The sequence below is a fragment of the Proteiniclasticum sediminis genome (genome assembly GCF_018128025.1).
In the GTDB taxonomy this organism is placed as follows: domain Bacteria; phylum Bacillota; class Clostridia; order Clostridiales; family Clostridiaceae; genus Proteiniclasticum; species Proteiniclasticum sediminis.
Genome location: NZ_JAGSCS010000006.1, coordinates 24,405 through 42,861, shown reverse-complemented (window position 1 = coordinate 42,861; position 18,457 = coordinate 24,405). Strand labels below are relative to the sequence as shown.

Annotated in this window: 21 protein-coding genes and 1 riboswitch; of the genes, 15 read left to right on the top strand and 6 right to left on the bottom strand. The window is 48.0% G+C overall.

What is annotated here, in order from left to right; genetic code table 11:
- Positions 1-8 precede the first annotated feature (8 nt).
- A complete protein-coding gene (locus tag KCG48_RS06180) occupies positions 9-644 on the bottom strand; it encodes a TIGR01906 family membrane protein (RefSeq protein ID WP_211800608.1) in 636 nt (211 codons plus the stop codon).
- 323 nt (positions 645-967) lie between these two features.
- On the opposite strand from KCG48_RS06180, the gene groES reads away from it, so the two are divergent.
- From groES to guaA, 8 genes are all read left to right on the top strand, one after another.
- Positions 968-1,249, top strand: coding sequence for a co-chaperone GroES (gene groES / locus KCG48_RS06175; RefSeq protein ID WP_211800607.1), 282 nt, complete (start codon positions 968-970; stop codon positions 1,247-1,249).
- A gap of 15 nt (positions 1,250-1,264) precedes the next feature.
- Positions 1,265-2,881 (top strand): chaperonin GroEL, encoded by a 1,617-nt coding sequence (gene groL / locus KCG48_RS06170; RefSeq protein WP_211800606.1) that lies wholly within the window; start codon positions 1,265-1,267, stop codon positions 2,879-2,881.
- Positions 2,882-3,199: 318 nt separating this feature from the next.
- Complete coding sequence (locus KCG48_RS06165; RefSeq protein ID WP_211800605.1) at positions 3,200-3,694, top strand: rubrerythrin family protein; 495 nt, start codon at positions 3,200-3,202, stop codon at positions 3,692-3,694.
- A 191-nt stretch (positions 3,695-3,885) separates the two neighbouring features.
- Positions 3,886-4,419 carry a helix-turn-helix domain-containing protein gene (locus KCG48_RS06160; protein WP_211800603.1) on the top strand — a complete coding sequence of 178 codons (534 nt, stop codon included), beginning with the start codon at positions 3,886-3,888 and terminating at the stop codon, positions 4,417-4,419.
- Between the two features lie 112 nt (positions 4,420-4,531).
- The gene (locus KCG48_RS06155) at positions 4,532-4,906 is read left to right on the top strand and encodes a type II secretion system protein (RefSeq protein WP_211800601.1); all 375 of its coding nucleotides are present in this window, start codon (positions 4,532-4,534) and stop codon (positions 4,904-4,906) included.
- Positions 4,906-5,469: a hypothetical protein gene (locus KCG48_RS06150; RefSeq protein WP_211800598.1), complete on the top strand. Its 564-nt coding sequence runs from the start codon at positions 4,906-4,908 to the stop codon at positions 5,467-5,469. The genes KCG48_RS06155 and KCG48_RS06150 overlap by 1 nt, the downstream gene beginning before the upstream one ends.
- A gap of 103 nt (positions 5,470-5,572) precedes the next feature.
- Positions 5,573-5,672: riboswitch (purine riboswitch) on the top strand.
- 60 nt (positions 5,673-5,732) lie between these two features.
- Positions 5,733-7,190 carry an IMP dehydrogenase gene (guaB, locus tag KCG48_RS06145; RefSeq protein WP_211800597.1) on the top strand — a complete coding sequence of 486 codons (1,458 nt, stop codon included), beginning with the start codon at positions 5,733-5,735 and terminating at the stop codon, positions 7,188-7,190.
- Positions 7,191-7,198: 8 nt separating this feature from the next.
- A complete protein-coding gene (gene guaA / locus KCG48_RS06140) occupies positions 7,199-8,731 on the top strand; it encodes a glutamine-hydrolyzing GMP synthase (RefSeq protein ID WP_211800596.1) in 1,533 nt (510 codons plus the stop codon).
- Between the two features lie 92 nt (positions 8,732-8,823).
- Here the strand turns inward: guaA and KCG48_RS06135 are convergent, their stop codons facing one another.
- The 5 genes from KCG48_RS06135 to KCG48_RS06115 all read right to left on the bottom strand — a co-directional run bounded on the left by KCG48_RS06135 (position 8,824) and on the right by KCG48_RS06115 (position 12,393).
- Positions 8,824-9,903 (bottom strand): site-specific integrase, encoded by a 1,080-nt coding sequence (locus tag KCG48_RS06135; protein WP_211800595.1) that lies wholly within the window; start codon positions 9,901-9,903, stop codon positions 8,824-8,826.
- Between the two features lie 72 nt (positions 9,904-9,975).
- Positions 9,976-10,173: a helix-turn-helix domain-containing protein gene (locus KCG48_RS06130; RefSeq protein WP_211800593.1), complete on the bottom strand. Its 198-nt coding sequence runs from the start codon at positions 10,171-10,173 to the stop codon at positions 9,976-9,978.
- Between the two features lie 662 nt (positions 10,174-10,835).
- A complete protein-coding gene (locus tag KCG48_RS06125) occupies positions 10,836-11,261 on the bottom strand; it encodes a sigma factor-like helix-turn-helix DNA-binding protein (RefSeq protein WP_211800591.1) in 426 nt (141 codons plus the stop codon).
- Positions 11,262-11,608: 347 nt separating this feature from the next.
- Positions 11,609-11,920: a hypothetical protein gene (locus tag KCG48_RS06120; protein ID WP_211800589.1), complete on the bottom strand. Its 312-nt coding sequence runs from the start codon at positions 11,918-11,920 to the stop codon at positions 11,609-11,611.
- Positions 11,921-11,937: 17 nt separating this feature from the next.
- Positions 11,938-12,393, bottom strand: a complete 456-nt coding sequence (locus KCG48_RS06115) for a DinB/UmuC family translesion DNA polymerase (RefSeq protein ID WP_211800587.1) — start codon at positions 12,391-12,393, stop codon at positions 11,938-11,940.
- Between the two features lie 170 nt (positions 12,394-12,563).
- Here KCG48_RS06115 and KCG48_RS06110 point away from each other — a divergent pair, with 170 nt between their 5' ends.
- From KCG48_RS06110 to KCG48_RS06080, 7 genes are all read left to right on the top strand, one after another.
- The gene (locus KCG48_RS06110; protein ID WP_211800586.1) at positions 12,564-13,001 is read left to right on the top strand and encodes a helix-turn-helix transcriptional regulator; all 438 of its coding nucleotides are present in this window, start codon (positions 12,564-12,566) and stop codon (positions 12,999-13,001) included.
- Between the two features lie 182 nt (positions 13,002-13,183).
- Positions 13,184-13,690, top strand: a complete 507-nt coding sequence (locus tag KCG48_RS06105) for an ImmA/IrrE family metallo-endopeptidase (protein ID WP_230977030.1) — start codon at positions 13,184-13,186, stop codon at positions 13,688-13,690.
- A complete protein-coding gene (locus tag KCG48_RS15005) occupies positions 13,687-14,091 on the top strand; it encodes a hypothetical protein (RefSeq protein WP_331000383.1) in 405 nt (134 codons plus the stop codon). The genes KCG48_RS06105 and KCG48_RS15005 overlap by 4 nt, the downstream gene beginning before the upstream one ends.
- A 50-nt stretch (positions 14,092-14,141) precedes the next feature.
- Positions 14,142-14,351 (top strand): helix-turn-helix domain-containing protein, encoded by a 210-nt coding sequence (locus tag KCG48_RS06095; protein WP_211800583.1) that lies wholly within the window; start codon positions 14,142-14,144, stop codon positions 14,349-14,351.
- Positions 14,352-15,854, top strand: a complete 1,503-nt coding sequence (locus KCG48_RS06090) for a class I SAM-dependent DNA methyltransferase (protein ID WP_211800582.1) — start codon at positions 14,352-14,354, stop codon at positions 15,852-15,854. It abuts the gene before it with no gap.
- Entirely contained in the window at positions 15,811-16,926 is a 1,116-nt protein-coding gene (locus KCG48_RS06085) for a restriction endonuclease subunit S (RefSeq protein ID WP_211800581.1), read from the top strand. The genes KCG48_RS06090 and KCG48_RS06085 overlap by 44 nt, the downstream gene beginning before the upstream one ends.
- A gap of 31 nt (positions 16,927-16,957) precedes the next feature.
- Positions 16,958-18,454 carry a hypothetical protein gene (locus KCG48_RS06080; protein WP_211800580.1) on the top strand — a complete coding sequence of 499 codons (1,497 nt, stop codon included), beginning with the start codon at positions 16,958-16,960 and terminating at the stop codon, positions 18,452-18,454.
- The last annotated feature ends 3 nt before the right edge of the window (positions 18,455-18,457 follow it).

Genomic DNA, 18,457 nt, shown 5'->3' with positions numbered 1-18,457 from the left:
GGATCAGGTTAATAGGGTTTTCTCTTGGTCGTGAGCTTCTTGCCCCAGAGCCAGGCGAAAAATGCCAGAAGGGCCATGAGGAAGAGAATGAGAAAGGCGGCCTGCATGAAGAACCATTCCGGGAGGATGGTGATCACGGGATCCAGGCGAGGATCGAAGATCCAGTAGTCATTGGAAAAGACCAGCTCGTGGAACACCACAAAGGCCCGGGAGAAATCCAGGACGAAGGGGATGCTGAGAAGGAGCGGGATAATGAAGGTCATGGCGGCAGAGATCTTCAGGTACCGGTAGTTTCCGCTTTTGCGCTGGAGAAGATAGATCACCAGGCTGAGGCCCAGGGTCACAAAGAGCAGGAGATAGACCAGATTGAAGATCTGCTTCACTTCGTAGAAATGGAACTCCCCCTGAGGCGACATGGCCAGATTGGACAGGGTGAGCTTTCCCCGGTAGAAGGGATTCAGATAATCGATGAGCCGGTCATAGTTGTCTTTGATCAAGGTGGCGGAGTAGTCGGGATTAAGAGCTTGAATGGCTTTTAGGTTTCCATAGTATAGGGGCCGAAAATGCAGCCCCAGGACCACAGCGCCGCTGATATGGAAAAGCGCCTGGATCAGCGCATAAAGATAGTCTTTCCATGATTTCATGTTTCTGCGGGCACTCGCTGAAGGAGGCCCTTCACCTCGTCTTTCTTTTGCAGGTGGGCCTTTTTCTGCCTCTACGCTGCTTTTTTCTTGTTTCATCATAGCATGATATCCTTTTTTCGGAAATCATCTCCGGGGGATTTTCCCCGAGATTTGGGGAGAAAAACGAAGGTTAATTTTCATTTCCCCTGATTTTTAGTGAGATTTAAGCGATTTGGTTTAAAATTTGAGTTGAAATCGAAGGCAAAGCGATTATAATTAAAAATAGGTGTTAGCACTCAATGCTATCGAGTGCTAACAAAAATCTACCACAGGAGGAATATCAAATGATTAAACCATTAGGCGACAGAGTTGTTTTAAAGAGACTGGAAGCTGAAGAGACAACGAAATCCGGGATTGTCCTCACCGGTTCCAGCAAGGAAAAGCCCCAGGAGGCCCTGGTTATTGCAGTAGGCCCCGGAGGGTATGTGGACGGCAATAAGGTGGAAATGGAAGTTAAAGTGGGAGACAAGGTGCTCTTCTCGAAATATGCCGGAACGGAAGTCAAGCATGCCGGCGAAGAAGTCATCGTAGTCCGTCAGAGCGATATTCTGGCAATTGTAGAATAGGAGGATGTAACGACTATGGCGAAGAAAATAATTTACGGCGAAGAAGCAAGACGTTCCATGCAAAAGGGTGTGGATATCCTGGCGGATACCGTCAAGGTCACCCTGGGTCCCAAGGGCAGAAATGTGGTCCTGGAAAAGAAATTTGGTTCTCCCCTCATCACCAATGACGGTGTGACCATCGCCAAGGAGATCGAACTGGAGGACGCCTTTGAGAATATGGGTGCCCAGCTGGTTAAGGAAGTTTCCACCCGCACCAATGATGTGGCTGGAGATGGAACCACCACCGCCACCGTCCTGGCGCAGGCCATGATCAAGGAAGGCCTGAAGAATGTCACCGCAGGGGCCAACCCCATGTTTATCCGTCAGGGCATGAAGCTTGCTGTGGATAAGGCAGTGGAAGAAATCCAGAAGAACAGCATCGCCATCCGCGGAAAAGAAGATATAGCCCGCGTGGCCGCCGTTTCCGCCGGAGACGAGGAAGTGGGTCAGCTCATTGCCGATGCCATGGAAAAAGTCGGCACGGAAGGGGTCATCACCGTGGAGGAATCCAAGACCTTCGGAACGGAGCTGGAAGTGGTGGAAGGCATGCAGTTTGACCGCGGTTATGTTTCCGCCTATATGGCCACCAACACCGAAAAGATGGAAGCGCTGCTGGAGGATCCCTACATCCTGATCACGGACAAGAAGATCAATGCCATTCAGGAACTGCTGCCCATTCTGGAGCAGATTGTCCCCACGGGAAGAAAGCTTCTTCTCATTGCCGAGGATATTGAAAGCGAAGCTGTGGCGACGTTAGTCGTGAACAAGCTCCGCGGAACCTTCATCTGTGTAGCGGTTAAGGCTCCGGGCTTCGGCGATCGCAGAAAGGAAATGCTTCAGGATATTGCCGTCCTCACCGGAGGTCAGGTCATTTCCGAAGAACTGGGCCGTGAACTGAAGGATGCCACCCTGGATATGCTGGGAACGGCAGATTCTGTTCGCATCAACAAGGACCAGACCGTCATCGTCAGCGGACGGGGCGACAAGAACGAGATCCTTAACCGTGTCAATGTCATCAAGGCGCAGATTGAAGAGACCACGTCCGACTTCGACCGGGAGAAGCTCCAGGAAAGACTGGCGAAGCTTGCCGGCGGCGTAGCCGTCATCAAGGTGGGCGCAGCCTCCGAAACCGAGCTGAAGGAAAAGAAACTAAGAATGGAAGACGCCCTGGCAGCCACTAAGGCTGCTGTGGAAGAAGGCATCGTGGCAGGAGGCGGCACCGCCTACATCAACGTCATCGATACCCTGAGCGCCCTGAAGAGCGATGATTCCGATGTGGCCGTGGGCATCAACATCGTGAAGCGCGCCCTGGAAGAGCCGCTGAGACAGATCGCCACCAACGGCGGTGTGGAAGGCTCCGTGGTCATCGAGAAGGTGAAGAACAGCCCCAAGGGCATGGGCTTCAACATCCTCACCGAGGAGCTGGTGGACATGGTCAAGGTGGGCATCGTAGACCCAACTAAGGTTACCCGTTCTGCTCTGCAGAATGCGGCTTCCGTATCCGCTACCTTCCTGACCACAGAAGCTGCTGTGGTGGATATCAAGGAACCGGCCCCAGCCATGCCCGCTCCTGATATGGGTGGCATGTACTAGTCTCCCGAAAAAAGAGAAGATAAGAATTCAGCGCCGTCCTGCAAACCTGCAGGACGGCGTTTTTCCTGGGGCTGAGGAGAATAGGGGTTCAAATTGTTTCTTGTTTAATATATTTATAATCATTATAAATTATACTTGATTTTATTTGAAAGAAAGCGTACAATAAAAAAGTCAGATGAGCCAGGAAGAAGGCTCTCCGGGGGACCATCTTTTAGATGGCAGGCCCCAACATATAACTTCACGGGGAATGGGGAAGTTTTACGCAGGAGTGTTATCGTCAGGCCATCAGATGAGACGACATAAAATGGAGGGACAAACATGAACGAAAAGAAGACACTGGAAAACTTAATGGCGGCATTTGCCGGGGAATCCCAGGCTAACCGCAAGTACACCGCTTACGCCAAGAAGGCAGAAGCCGAAGGAAAGCTCAATGCGGCAAAGCTCTTCAGAGCTGCTGCCGATGCGGAAACACTCCATGCCCTGAAGGAATTTGAAATTGCCGGCATGATCAAGTCCACCGAGGAAAACCTCAAGGATGCTGTGGCGGGTGAAACCCATGAATACAAAGATATGTATCCAGATTTCGTCACCATGGCCAATGAAGAAGGCGAAAAAGCAGCGGCAGCGATTTTCACCATGGCCATGAAGGCGGAGGAAGTTCACGCCAGACTGTATCAGGAAGCCCTGGAAAGCCTGGAGGAAACGGAAGAAGTCTTCTACTACCTCTGCCCCGTTTGCGGAAACCTGGAGAAATTCGTTCCCGAGAAGTGCTCCATTTGCGGAGTTCCCGGAGACAAGTTCATCAAGTACTAAGAGAATTGTTCCTTCGGGAGCGTTCCCCCATACCACAAGAAATCACACCATCGGTTTTCCGGTGCTGTGATTTCTTTTTTTTTCCTTTTTGAAGAATTTTCTAAGTGGGTTGAATAGTAAAATGTTTTGTAGTAAAATATATTTAAGTAAAAATTAATTGAGCAAAGAGCTCAGGTATCGGAGGAAATCCCATGAACGTGATGGATATTTTTCTGCAGAAGTTTGGCATGACCCGTTATGATGTATCCCAAAAGACCGGCATCTCCCAGCAAACCCTGTCCAGCGCCAACAAGAAGGATCCGGAAGGGTATTCGGGAAAAATTCTCATGGCTTTGTCCCAGGCCACGGGGATTTCTCCGGGGGAGGTGCTGGATGCGCTGCTGGCCATTAAAACCAACCAGGAGCTCTACTTTGTCCGCAACTGGGAGGAGATGAAAATCGCTGTGGACAGCCTGCATCCGATTTTCCAGGTGAAGGGGGAATTTGCCGCCATCATCCGGGAGGTGAAGTCCGGTCAGCTTTCGGACACGGAGCGCCTGGGCACGGAACTGGGAAGTCATGGGGGATCTGTAGTCCTGGAGGTCCTGTTTCAGTGGGTCTACAACCAGATCAAGGGGCTGAACACCGAAGAGGAGAAAATCAAGGACAAGGTAGGTCGGCTCTACGATATCAGCCTGAAGGATGAGACCACTGCTGTGCTTTCCCTGAAATCCCTGAAATACTAAAAATCAACGATTTAATTTTTGAGAGGACTTCCTTCTGGGGAGTCCTTTATGCTGCATGAAATCGAAGGGGATTCCCATAATGGAGGTATCAAAGGACAAAGGGGGATTATTAATGAAGCAAAGAATGACGAAACGAAAAAAGCGAGGCTTCAGCCTCATGGAACTTCTGGTGGTCATCGGCATTACCGGGATTCTCATGGCCATGGCGGCGCCCAAGTATGAGGGGATGATTCGGAAGGCTCAGGAGATGGAACAGAAGAGCTACATCCGGGAAGCGCTGAACTATGTGGATCTTCATAATCTGGAAAATCCATCGGGACGCATCGCCCTGACGGCAACATTGGCCTCCACGAAGGATGTGATTACCCATGAGGAATACAGCAAAATTCTAGGAAAGATCAACTACAAAAACACCACCGTTGGGAATCTGGAGCTCTTTGTCCATGGAGAAGGAGGAGCCTTGACGCCGGATGGGGAGAATCCTTAATGGCAAGTTCCCTTCGGGTATTCCTTTATCTCCTTCTCCCGCTGCTTTCCGGGCTGGGAGGCCGATTCCTCGTGAAGGAGGAGGCTTCCGGGAAAGGGATGAAGGGGATAATCCCCGTGGGAGTCCTCATCCTGGCTTCCTTCCTGTTGCACCTGGATTTGCCGGATCTTCTCTTTTTCAGCCTCTTTCTCGTCAGTGCCCTGACGGATCAGGAAACGGGAATGGTGTATGAGCTTCCCCTGTATCTCCTGGCACCCATTGCCCTGTGGAAGTTCTACACCCGGCAAAGTTATGTGGTGGCCATCTTCCTCCTTCTTCTCGCCGCCCACCGAAAGTCGCCGAAATTCCAGTACTACATGGGGGAGGGGGATCTTTGGCTGCTCCTTCTCCTTTCCATGGCCTATGGGCGTCTGGTGTTCTACATTCTGGTTTATGCGGCGGTTCTGGGGCTGATCTATGGGGCAGTTCGGAGGAAACGGGAAGTCTGGTTTGCGCCGTTTCTCTTTTATGGCCTTCTCTTGAGTCAGTTTCATGAAATTAATAAGTTGTTTCATATTTTCTGATGATTGTGCCGGTTATGAAAGTTATCTCTTAAGGTATTTCATAAATTACAATAAATCCTGCAAAACAGGTTTGACAAGGCCCCAGGACATGACTATAATTAACTTTAACTTAAAAATCGTTACTCGTATAAACCCTCGATAAGGGAGGGTGTTTCTACCGGAAACCAATGTAATTTCCGCCTATGAGTGACAGGGTGCTTTTTGGCATACCCTGATCACTTATCGTGGCACGGGTATGCTTTTTTAATACAAAGGAGGACAAGATGGGGAAAATTGTAAAGACTGCCTATACGTTTGATGATGTGCTGCTGGTGCCCAACAAGTCGGAGGTGCTGCCGAAGGATGTTTCCTTAAAGACTAACCTCACCCGCACCGTTGCCCTGAATATTCCGCTCATGAGCGCCAGCATGGATACTGTCACGGAGTCCACCATGGCCATCGCCATGGCTCGGGAAGGCGGCATCGGCATTATCCATAAGAACATGTCCATCGCGGAACAGGCCCATGAGGTGGATATCGTCAAGCGTCAGGAAAATGGCGTCATTGTAAATCCTTTCCATCTGAGTCCGGAAGCCAGTATTAATGAAGCCAATGAACTCATGCGCAGATACCGCATCAGCGGTGTGCCCGTGACCGAAGACGGCAAGCTGGTGGGTATTGTCACCAATCGTGATCTGGTTTTTGAAACAGATTATACGAAAACCATTGCCTCCGTCATGACCAAGGAGAACCTCATCACCGCGCCGGAAGGCACCACGGTGGAGGAAGCCAAGGAGATCCTGAAAGCCCACAAGATTGAGAAACTGCCCCTGGTGGACAGCGAGAACAACCTGAAGGGACTCATCACCATCAAGGACATTGAAAAGACTCGTCTCTTCCCCAATGCCGCCAAGGATGCAAGAGGCAGACTTCTCTGCGGAGCAGCTGTCGGTGTCACCGCCGATGTCATGGAGCGTGTCACTGCGCTAGTTAAGGCTGGTGTGGATGTCATTACGCTGGATACCGCCCATGGTCATTCCCAGGGGGTCATGGACACCCTGAAGAAGATCAAAGCGGTTTATCCTCAGCTTCCCATCATCGCGGGTAATGTGGCTACGGCAGAAGGGGCAAGAGCCCTGGCCGACGCTGGAGCAGATGCGGTGAAGGTCGGCATCGGACCCGGATCCATCTGCACCACCCGTGTGGTTTCCGGTGTAGGCGTTCCCCAGCTCACCGCTGTCATGGACTGTGTGGAAGAGCTCCGCGGCACAGGCGTGCCCGTCATCGCGGATGGCGGCATCAAGTATTCCGGAGATATCGTCAAGGCCCTGGCTGCAGGCGCTGCATGCGTCATGCTGGGCTCCATCCTGGCCGGATGCCAGGAATCCCCGGGAGAGATGGAAATCTACCAGGGAAGAAACTACAAGGTTTACCGAGGCATGGGTTCCCTCACCTCCATGAACAAGGGATCCAGCGACCGTTACTTCCAGGAGAACGCCAAGAAGCTCGTTCCGGAAGGCGTCGAGGGCCGCGTAGCGTACAAGGGACCTGTGGCGGATACCGTGTATCAGCTTTGCGGAGGCATTCGTTCCGGTATGGGCTACCTGGGATCCAAGGATCTGGAGACCCTGGATGCCACGGCAAATTTCGTGATCCAGACAGCCAATGGACTCAAGGAAAGCCATCCCCACGACATCTACATTACCAAGGAAGCCCCTAACTACAGCAATAAAGAATCGTAGGAGAGAATATGGAAGAGAATATGATCCTGGTCATTGATTTTGGCGGCCAGTACAATCAGCTTATCACGCGCAGAGTCCGGGAAGCGGGCATCTACAGTGAGCTGATTTCCGCCAAAACCCCCATCGAAGAGATTAAACGAAGAAAGCCCATCGGCATTATCCTCACCGGCGGACCCAACTCCGTCTATGAGGAAAACTCCATGACCATCTCCGAGGAAGTATTCCATCTGGGGATCCCGGTACTGGGTATCTGCTACGGCCATCAGCTGATGACGGCCAAGCTCGGCGGCACGGTGAAAACCGGATCCGTGAAGGAATACGGCAAAACCGAGATTTCCTTTGATCCCGACAGCACCATTTTCCAGGGCCTGGAAAAAGACTCCATCGTCTGGATGAGCCATGGCGATGAAGTAGTGGAAGTTCCGGAAGGCTTTAAAGTTGTTGCCTCCACCAAGGACTGCCAGGTGGCAGCCATGGAGAACAATGACGCCAAGCTCTACGGCCTCCAGTTCCATCCCGAAGTGAAGCACTCCGTGCTGGGAACGGAAATCCTCTCCAACTTTATCCATAAGGTCTGCCAGGGTGAACGCACCTGGGAGATGAAGGACTTCGGCGCCCAGAAGATCGAAGAGATCAAAAAGACCGCCAACGGCAAAAAGGTGCTCTGCGCCTTGTCCGGCGGCGTAGATTCCTCTGTGGCAGCGGTCCTGGTGCACAAGGCTGTGGGGGATAACCTCACCTGTATCTTTGTGGATCACGGACTTCTGCGCAAGAACGAGGGCGATGATGTGGAGCGGATCTTCCGCAAGCAGTTCAACATGAACCTCATCCGCGTCAATGCCAAGGACCGTTTCCTTTCCAAGCTGAAGGGCGTGGAGGATCCGGAGCGTAAGCGCAAGATCATCGGCGAGGAGTTCATCCGCGTTTTCGAAGAAGAGTCCGAAAAGCTCGGAAAGATCGACTTTTTGGTGCAGGGCACCATTTACCCCGATGTGGTGGAATCCGGCACCGATACCAGCCAGGTGATCAAGAGTCACCACAATGTGGGCGGACTGCCTGAAGATGTGGACTTTGAGCTCATCGAGCCCCTTCGCGAGCTCTTCAAGGATGAAGTACGCGTACTGGGCGAGGAGCTGGGAATTCCCCATTACCTGGTTTACCGTCAGCCTTTCCCCGGGCCGGGACTGGGCATCCGTGTTCTGGGTGAAGTCACCGAAGAGAAGCTGGAAATCGTCCGCGAGGCCGATGCCATCTTCCGTGAAGAAATCGCCAAGCACAACCTGGATGAGACCATCTGGCAGTACTTTGCCGCACTCCCCAATGTCAAGAGCGTTGGCGTCATGGGTGATGGCCGAACATACTCCCACCTCATTGCCTTAAGAGCGGTGAATTCCACCGACGGCATGACATCGGAATGGTCCAGAATTCCCTATGAAGTCCTGGATATTGTCTCCCGCAGAATCGTCAATGAAGTTCCGGGGGTCAACCGCATTGTCTACGATATCACCAGTAAGCCACCCTCAACCATTGAGTGGGAATAGCAGTTAAAAACCCTGAGACCATTGATATAACGTGGTTTCAGGGTTTGCTTTTTGGTGACCGTACTAAAAGCGTACTACAGGTGCTTTTGTAATTATTCATTTGGACTATCTGGTTTATTCATTTGTTCCAAGCGGTTGGCGACCTCGATCTGCTTATTGGGATAAAGGTGGGAATAGGTCTGAAGCGTCGTTTCGATGCATTCGTGTCCCAGTCTTTCTGAGATCAGGAGGGCTGAAAAGCCTTCTTCAATCAGCATGGAGGCATGGGAGTGTCTCAGGTCATGAACGCGAATGCGTTTGATGCCAGATTTCTTCGTCCCTCGTGTCATCTCACTGTGCAAATAGGATTTGGTCACCGGGAAAAGCCTTTCGTTTGGTTCGTAATCATAAAGCTGCTCGGCGTATTTCTGGACCAGAGCACAGAGAAAGGTTGGCACTGCGATCAGGCGGCGACTCTTGGGTGTCTTGGGTTCCATGATCAGATCTTCGCCCTCATGGCGAGCGTAGTTTTTTGTGATAGACAATGTTTTGGCATCAAAGTCAAAATCGTTCAAGGTCAATGCCAACAATTCACCCGATCGGATACCCGTCCAAAACAGGATTTCAAAGGCCAGCTTTGAAACTGGCTTATCCGAGACAAAGGGGAGAAATTTTCTGAATTCCTCTACAGTCCAGAACAACATGGACTCTGCATTTTTCTTACCCATGCTGCCGCACACTCTGGCAGGGTTGGTTTGAAGCTTATAATACTTGGAGGCAAAGTTAAAAATGGCGGAGATCTGGTTGTGGATGGTTTTCAAATAAGTTTGTGAATAGTCGCTCTCATCCTCCATCAAGGTATTTTGCCATTTGCGAATCGTTGCGGGTTCAATTTTGTTGATGGGCATCTCTTCGAAAAAAGGCAGCAGCTTTGTGTTGATGAGGCATTCCTTGCCACTGTAGGTGGTTGGCTTGAGCCGTGTCTTACAATCCTCCATGTAGATGGACACCAGGGTGCCAAAGGACATGTCGGGACTGGCTTCCGCCTTCTCAATGAATTGTCGTTCGAAAGTCTTGGCTTCTCTTTGGGTTTTAAAGCCTTCCTTCTTTTTCTTTTTTCGGTTGCCTAACCAGTCGGTATAGTAAAAGGCACAATACCAGCTGCCGGTGGCTTCATTTTTATAGGTTGGCATAGCATCACCCTCTCTGGCCGCAAAGCACTGAACCATGAAATCTCGTGTCATGTGGCTTTACGTGTTTAGAATTTACAGCATCACTTTCTCTTCAAAATAGCGTCTGCTGATCTTACCGGCCACGGTGATTTTATCCTGGTCCTTAAGAGAATTGTTAAGACGCTTGATGATCCGGTACGCAGAGGATACCGACACACCTAAAATCTCTGCGACTTCTTCAGCATGAATAAATCTTGATGGTTCGATGGTGAATTTTCTTTCGGTTGTCATTTTCGTTTTCTCCTTTCTTTCTCAGGATGGATCTCCTGAATATACCAAGCCGTCGGTAAAAGCGCCCCGGCGGTTTGGTATGTCCAGGATGAATGCAGGGGTTTTATTTAATTCTGCAGGGATGATGAACTTAAGGTGAGGGTATCACGTTTCGGTTTCATGCGACAATGTTGTCGATGCAGTGGAATATAACCATCAATAAAATTGACATGAAAATCAAAGCAGCCGCACCGCGTAGGATGAAGCATCATTAAGAATGCCTGAATGCAGTGCGGCTGCTGTATTTGATTCTGGTTCTTTGGATGGACCGGACAAGCGTGGGCTTACGCTCTCATAGGACTTTCACCTCCCTCCATTCTGATGGCGGGCCGTACTCATTGCCTGCGACGGTTTGATCACGCTCGGACTGTGACTATACGGAAGTATCATTATCTGATGCACAAGGTCTTGGCCAGCCAATCTGCCACGATTGGCCTGCAGCATGGGTATGTCTCGCTCTCTTCGTGAAACGAAGGTCATTGCGTACCTGCTGCCTGGCTTTTCCTTCCGGCTCATGCATCAAAGGTATCCGGTTCTCCTATATGAAGTTGTCATAGATCGATTTTATGAGAAGATAAACATCCCTCTCATAAGCCATGACATTTACAGACGTTTTTTGAACCCTATTTCTGAAATTTTTTAAGTTCTTTTTCCAGCGTCTGTAAACCTTGGTTGATGGATTTGCAGACTGCTTTCACGCTGACGCCTTCAGCCCGGGCAATTTCAGACTTATTCATGTCGAGAAAATAGTACGCGTAGATCCGTTTGGCCTGGATGTCTGGCAATTTGCTGATGGCACAATGAAGCTCTTCATTCGTCATCTTCCTCTCATAGATCTCATAAGGCGAAAGTGAGATAAAGATGGCATCATGCTCGATCCCATCGTCCCGATCCAGGGAAAAGTGAGCTCCATTTCTGTAGATCTTGCGCTGATAATTCAGCTCTTTTCGCTTGGATTCTTCAAAGATCTCAGCGATCTCATCATCGACCATGACAAAACAGTCATTCTCATAAAACGGGTATACTTCCCGCAAATTAATCTTTTTCATTTTCAATCTCCTTCTCGTTGTTGGCTTCTTAGCGGCGAACAAGAAGAAGGCGGCGGGCTGCGGCATCTCGGTGAGACGAGACAGCCAGCTTTATTCATTTGGCTGTAAGCAAACATGACAGGCTCCTTTTGGCGGGGAGCCTGTCATTGGTGATGCACTGCCAAAAAGCTGATTACTGAATAAAAAAGGCCGGATGATCCTCTCAATTGAGTAATCATCCGGCGGTGGTAGCTCAGTGAATCGGCTCCGGTGCTCGGTATCGATTGATATTCAGTTGTTCATTGCCTGCTTGTGCGGTGGTCGCTACTTCGAAAAGTGCGCCGGTGCTCCATAATCAGATAATGAGTTTATCCCTGGTCTGCAATGACCGGAATGGTTGCGACTTTTCCGCACATCTCACATTTGATGGTGACAATGCCTACGCTGTCAGTGGAGACATCGAAAAGTCTCTTCCCACAATAGGGACAGTTGATGGCTTTGTAGAATTCGTCAAAGGCTTCTTTCTCTGCTCCAAGGACGATCTCGGTGGTTCTCAGACAGTCTGACTTGTAGGGGCAGACCTTTGTATTGCTGCATTTGATCAGGATCTTCAGTTTTGAGCCTTCTATAGTGTCAAAGAGTCTTCTTTCTCGATTGCATTTGATCTGGACGGTTCTCATTGGGTATCCCTCCTGTACTAGGCGTACATGATGCCGGGCATGATGACCTCATGACTGCTGTCTCCAGATGCTTTCATACTGCCTAACAGGGAGGCTGAATAGATCGACCATTTCCCAAAGCGACCTCGTATGATCTCGATGGTATCATCCAGTTGTTCCAGCCTGGCCCGTCTGGCAGCATCATCAAAGAGCATCAGCTGATGTGGCATGAATTTGGGTTCGAGGTTGATGGCGCGAACAGTTACTGCCCGCACAAATGTATGCCAGTCGTAATTATTCTCAAACAGATGCCGTGCTGCTGAGGCAATCTCCATGGGGCTCTGGGTCGCCATGGGCAGCTGCATCTGATATTGACGATAGGATAGGGTACTGTCTTTCACAGTGATTTGAACGCCATTGGCTTTCATGTCATGGACTCGCTGCCGATAATCGATGTTCAAATCACTATGCAGTATTGCACGGTCCTTACTCATAAAAAGCAACTCCTTCCAAGGGTTTCTATAACTTCTTCGTTGACAGATGAAGTTTGCGAAGGTATAATGAAGTTAACTTCATCTTGTAGCTCAATATTAACAGGCTAATGAAGAATAGTCAATAAAAAAATGAAGTTGGCAAAGTTATATTCATTACAGGAGGCAAGGAAATGAAAACTTTCTCAGAGAAGATCAAAGAAGCTCGGGAGGAATTGAAGCTCAATCAGCAGCAACTGGGTGAGCTTGTCGGTGTTTCAAAACGTTCCATTGCTGCATACGAAACGACGGACACCAAGCCTCGTGGAAATATCGCTAGAAAGCTGGCTGCGGCCCTTCAAGTATCCGTAGACTATCTGCTCAACGATGAGATCGCGGACCCAAAATACGGCATAGAAAAAGCTCCCTACATTGAGGAAGCTCGGGAACGGCTTGGATCCAAGGCAGCCAAAGAGATGGATGTTCTACTTGAGCAGAATGTAGCCCTATTTGCTGGCGGAGCCCTGGATCAGGAAGCCAAGGATGCTTTTTTTGAAGCTGTCATGAAGGCGTATTTGAAGTGTAAGGAAGAAGCCCGGAAAACCTATGGCCGAAAAAAGGAAACGGATTAAGAAATTCTTCGTTCTTTATTTCCAACCATCCGACCATTTCGTCATTCACTGTCCGTATTTTTATACCGATACTTTGCTTTAATGATAGTGAGGAATCGTTAGCGGGATGAGTATTTGATTTTATATCTTTTGAAGGTGATTACATGTCGATAGAGATAATTTGCCGGGAAGTATCCCGGATAATGCGTAAATATGATGAGCCAGATCCTTGGAAACTGGCTGAAGCCATGGGGATCATCGTTCAAGTAATGCCGCTTGGCAGTACAGATAAATCGTGCAAAGGGTTTTTTCTGCGACAATCAAGAAAAAAGCACATCACCATCAACAGCGACCTGCCGGAGCCAATCCAACGGATTATCCTGGCCCATGAAATCGGTCATGCTGTCCTTCATCATGAAGCAGCAAAGATGAGGGCTTTCCATGATTTTGCACTGTATGATACATCCTCCCAGATGGAGTATGAAGCCAATCTGTTTGCTGCTGAATACCTGCTGGAAGATGATGAGGTCACAGAATTACTCAGTGAGGATACCTTCTTCTTCTCTGTTGCCAAGGAGCTTGAAGTACCTCCTGAACTGCTTGACTTCAAATTTAGGATTCTCAAACGAAAAGGCTGGCTGATCGAATCTCCTATCCAATCCAACAGCAATTTCCTTAAACACCTTTCGGATCGGGGTGAGGACACGTGACTTCACAGGCTAAAGTCTATGTTGCCGTCATTGCTTCCTTCTCCGAAGACGGAAATCTTTTCCCAAGACGCCTCCGCTGGGAAGATGGCCGTGAGTATTCCATCGAAAAGGTCCTGGATGTTCGTCCTGCAGCAGCACTGAAAGCAGGCGGCCAAGGTGACCGTTATACAGTCCAAATCAATGGTCATCAGAGTTATCTTTTCTTTGAGCAAAGTCCAAATATCAGCGGGACAAACCTTGGGAAATGGTTTATGGAAACGAAAATAAGCAATTTCATCATAATTGATATCGCCGACAGACCGACATCTGATCGGCTTTTTTATTATAAAAATACTTCTTACCATACTAATAGTACGATTTCGCAAACTTATTATTGCTATGTCAAAGAGGGTTGGTTATAATTAACATATGTATGAATTTGTGATATCAATCCTAATAGAGGTGAAGGGCAATGATTATAAGCTATAAAAAACTTTGGAAGCTCCTAATCGACCGAGACTTGAAGAAAAAAGACCTTCGTGAGATGGCAGGTATTAGCCCTTCTACAATTGCGAAACTTGGGCGAAATGAGAATATCAACACGGAGGTTTTGATAAAAATATGCAGAGCTCTTGATTGCGACCTCAAAGAAATAATGGAACTAATCAAGGAGGATAAATAAATGGCAAATGGAAATAACACAGCCAATATCGGTTTTGAACAACAAATCTGGGCAGCTGCAGATATTTTACGTGGCAACATGGATGCGGCCGAATACAAACATGTCGTCCTTGGGCTTATTTTCCTAAAGTATATTTCCGACAAGTTCGAGGAACGTTACCAGGAACTTGAAGCTGATGATGACGACGTTGAGGATAAGGATGCCTACTCGGAAGTAAATGTTTTTTTCGTTCCACCCTCTGCTCGCTGGAGTGTTATTTCCGAAGCAGCTCATAAGGAGGAGATTGGTTCAGTTATCGATGATGCGATGCGGGCAATTGAAAAAGAAAACAAGCGGCTGAAAGACATACTTCCGAAAAACTATTCCCGTAGTGAATTAGATAAACGTCGTCTTGGGAATGTAGTGGATCTGTTTACCAATATTCAAATGGTTGACCATGGAAGTGACAAAGATCTTCTTGGCCGTGCATATGAATATTGTCTTTCCAAATTTGCTGAACAGGAAGGCAAACGAGCAGGCGAATTCTTTACACCATCTTGTGTCGTAAGAACACTTGTTGAAGTTCTACAGCCGTTTAAAGGGCGTGTATACGACCCTTGTTGCGGCTCGGGTGGCATGTTTGTTCAATCTGCTGACTTTGTTAAACATCACTCGGGTAATATCAACAACTTGTCTGTATTCGGTCAAGACTCCAACCCCACAACTCGTAAGATGGCTCTAATGAACCTTGCTATTCATGGTATTGAAGCAGACCTTGGAGGTTACAATGCAGATACTTTTCACAAAGATCTGCATCCACAATTAAAAGCAGACTACATCCTAGCGAACCCACCGTTCAACCTTTCTGATTGGAATGATGGCTCCCTTAATGACGATCCGCGCTGGAAATATGGTCTGCCACCCTCAGGAAATGCGAACTTTGCATGGTTGCAACACATGATTCATCATCTGTCACCAAACGGGAAAATCGGTATGGTCCTTGCAAACGGATCGCTTTCATCTCAAAGTGGTGGTGAGGGTGATATCCGTCGCAGAATTTTAGAAGATGATCTGGTGGAAGCCATTATTGCCATGCCTACTCAGCTATTCTACACAACCCAGATTCCAGTTTCTCTGTGGTTCATCAGCCGAAACAAAAAGCAGAAAGGCAAGACGCTGTTTATCGATGCCCGCAAAATGGGGACGATGGTCAATCGCCGCTTACGCGAGATGACCACGGAAGACATAGCCAAGATTGCTGCCACTTTTGAGGCCTTCGATGAAGGAAAACTTGAAGATATAAAGGGTTTCTGCGCCGCTGTTACTACGGAAGATATTGCAAAGCAAGACTACATACTCACACCTGGGAGGTACGTCGGTATTGAGGAGCAGGAAGACGACGGCGAGCCGTTTGAGGAGAAGATGGTACGGCTGACAAGTGAACTGTCCGAGATGTTCAAACGTTCGCATGAGTTAGAGGATGAAATTCGCAGAAGACTGGGGGCATTTGGATATGAAATCTAAACTCTCAGAAAATATCGACCTTATAGGCGGTGGCACGCCCAAAACAAGCGTCCCTGAATACTGGGGTGGTGACATCCCGTGGCTTTCAGTCAAGGATTTTAACGATGATAGCCGTTATGTTTACTCTACCGAAAAAAAAATTACTGAAGCGGGTTTGGCGAATAGCTCAACAAAGCTACTTAATGTGGACGACATAATTATTTCGGCACGTGGCACAGTCGGTGAGCTTGCTATGATTCCTTTTCCGATGGCGTTTAACCAGTCATGCTATGGAATTCGGGGAAAGAAAGGCAAGGTTATTCAGACGTACCTATACTATCTACTAAAAGACAGTATCCGCCTTCTGAAGAGGCAGACGCACGGTTCGGTATTCGACACGATTACGAGGGATACATTTGCCAACATTTATGTAGACTTTCCTTCCCTCGCTGAACAGCAGATGATTGCCGACACGCTTTCTGCGCTTGATGCTCGGATTGCTGAAAACAGAAAGATAAATCATCATTTAGTGCAGATGGCACAGGCCATTTTCACAGAATCATGTAGCGAGGGCGAAACTGCAGTTTTATCGGATATTTTGACAGTGTGTTATGGTAAAGACCACAAGCGTTTAGGTGACGGCGTGATACCGTGTTACGGCTCTGGTGGCATCATGCGCTATGTGGACAAACCACTCTATACTGGCGAATCGGTATTGATACCACGGAAAGGGTCTTTGAATAATGTCATGTATGTGAACGAGGCATTTTGGACGGTAGACACGATGTTCTATACACAGATGACTCATCCAAATGTTGCCAAGTTCGCATACTTTATCATGCGGGCCATCGATTTGGCTGGAATGAATGTCGGCTCGGCTGTTCCCAGCATGACAACCACCGTTTTGAACTCTTTGGAGATTGTTTTGCCGAGCGATGACACACTCGCAAATTTCGAGGAAAATGTGACCCCGATGTTTTTAAAGATGCAAGCCAATAATGAGGAATCCGCTCGCCTTGCCGAGTTACGTGATACCCTCTTACCACGCCTGATGTCTGGCGAACTATCCGTTTCCGACCTCTCCTCTAAATGATGATTTACCAAACTGCGAAAGGAGGCCGCCGATGGGCAAATTCAATTTCTACTATGACGAATCCGAGCATAGCAGGAAGATTAACCACAAAACAATAACTGCGGAGAATTACTCCGACAGTTTTATCGCGGTTATCGTTGGCTGGCTCTCTGAGAATCAAGCCAGTTTGTATGAAAGGTATGGCGCATTTGAAGAAAAGTATCAGCACAGGCAGTCCGATGGCGAATTGAAGAGCAATACTATCAAGCAAAGCCAACTGAAAAGTGGTTTTGCATCGTTGAACAATGACAATCTTTCTTTGCTGGAAGACTTCTTGGGTTTGTTCGATGAAAGAATCTTTGTCTACTATGCAGTCATAAGTAAAATTGAATATATCATCCGTCAGCTATTTGAAGATTACGAAAATACCTTTTTCGTGGACATGGACGCGATGAAATATTCAATCACGAAGGCATTAGTCTTGTATCAGCCAAGCGACATTATGGCGGGGCTATATGAGAACACGGGCGAACTGATCGCTTTGTTGAAGAGCTTCTTTTCAGCTCAGATAGAAAAGGATAAGGCAAATGAAACGCTGAAGCAAATGGAAATTGAGCAATTTAGCCAAATTCTTATGATTTTAGATGATATATCTACGATTAGAACAATCGACTGGAATTACGACATCTCTTTCGTAGGCTTCAAAAAATATCTGGCTGAAAAAGCTATTCATACCTATTCGCTAACCATTGACAAGGAAGGTGAAAAGGGGAATACGGTTAAAGCAGCGGAACGTGTGGGCTTATTTCCGGTAACCGAAGCCGATTCGTTGACCTCCTGCGGGATTCGCATGGCAGATTTGTTAGCAGGGGTCATTTCCAAATTGCTTAAGGCGCTACGTAGTACGCTGCGCTATACCTCGCCAGAAGAGCAGGTAAACAAGAAGATTCTTGATAAAAGCTGGTTCGTGCTAAACGAACGACAGCTTGCCCTTTACAAAAAGATGTATCAAGTTGCAGTCGAATTGAATAAGGCTTGGTATAAGTCGTATGCAGGAACCTATTCAGACGACTTTATTGTGTTTATTGCTCTCTTGAGGTTTATGAATCATTTCGAGTCAGCAGAAGAGATAAAGAAAGATCTTGAAATGCAAGGCGAATACTTTAACGCTTATACTTGCGAAAGCCTGGCTGACTATTTTGAACGTATGCGGAATAAACTTCCAATTGATCCTGTGGTCGACACCACAAAAGACTATTTCTATAACCAACGTGGTGCAAAGGTTTATTTCGATACGAGCAGGCAGCCAATGCTTGTCATTAAAAGCGGCCTACAAATATGCAACGTTTTGTCGGTAGGCTTTAGCAAAGAGATGATTCCAATGATTACTGTAACAGAAGAGACTGAAGCAAAGTGCTATCGAATTCCAACGGAATTAACTGAATGGGCTATGACTTTGGTCGGATTTGCAAATTTGGGTGAGAACTTGTTTCCGTCTAAAATTATGTTTTCCAAGACCGAAGAAGGATATTTCGCAGATATTTTGTAACGG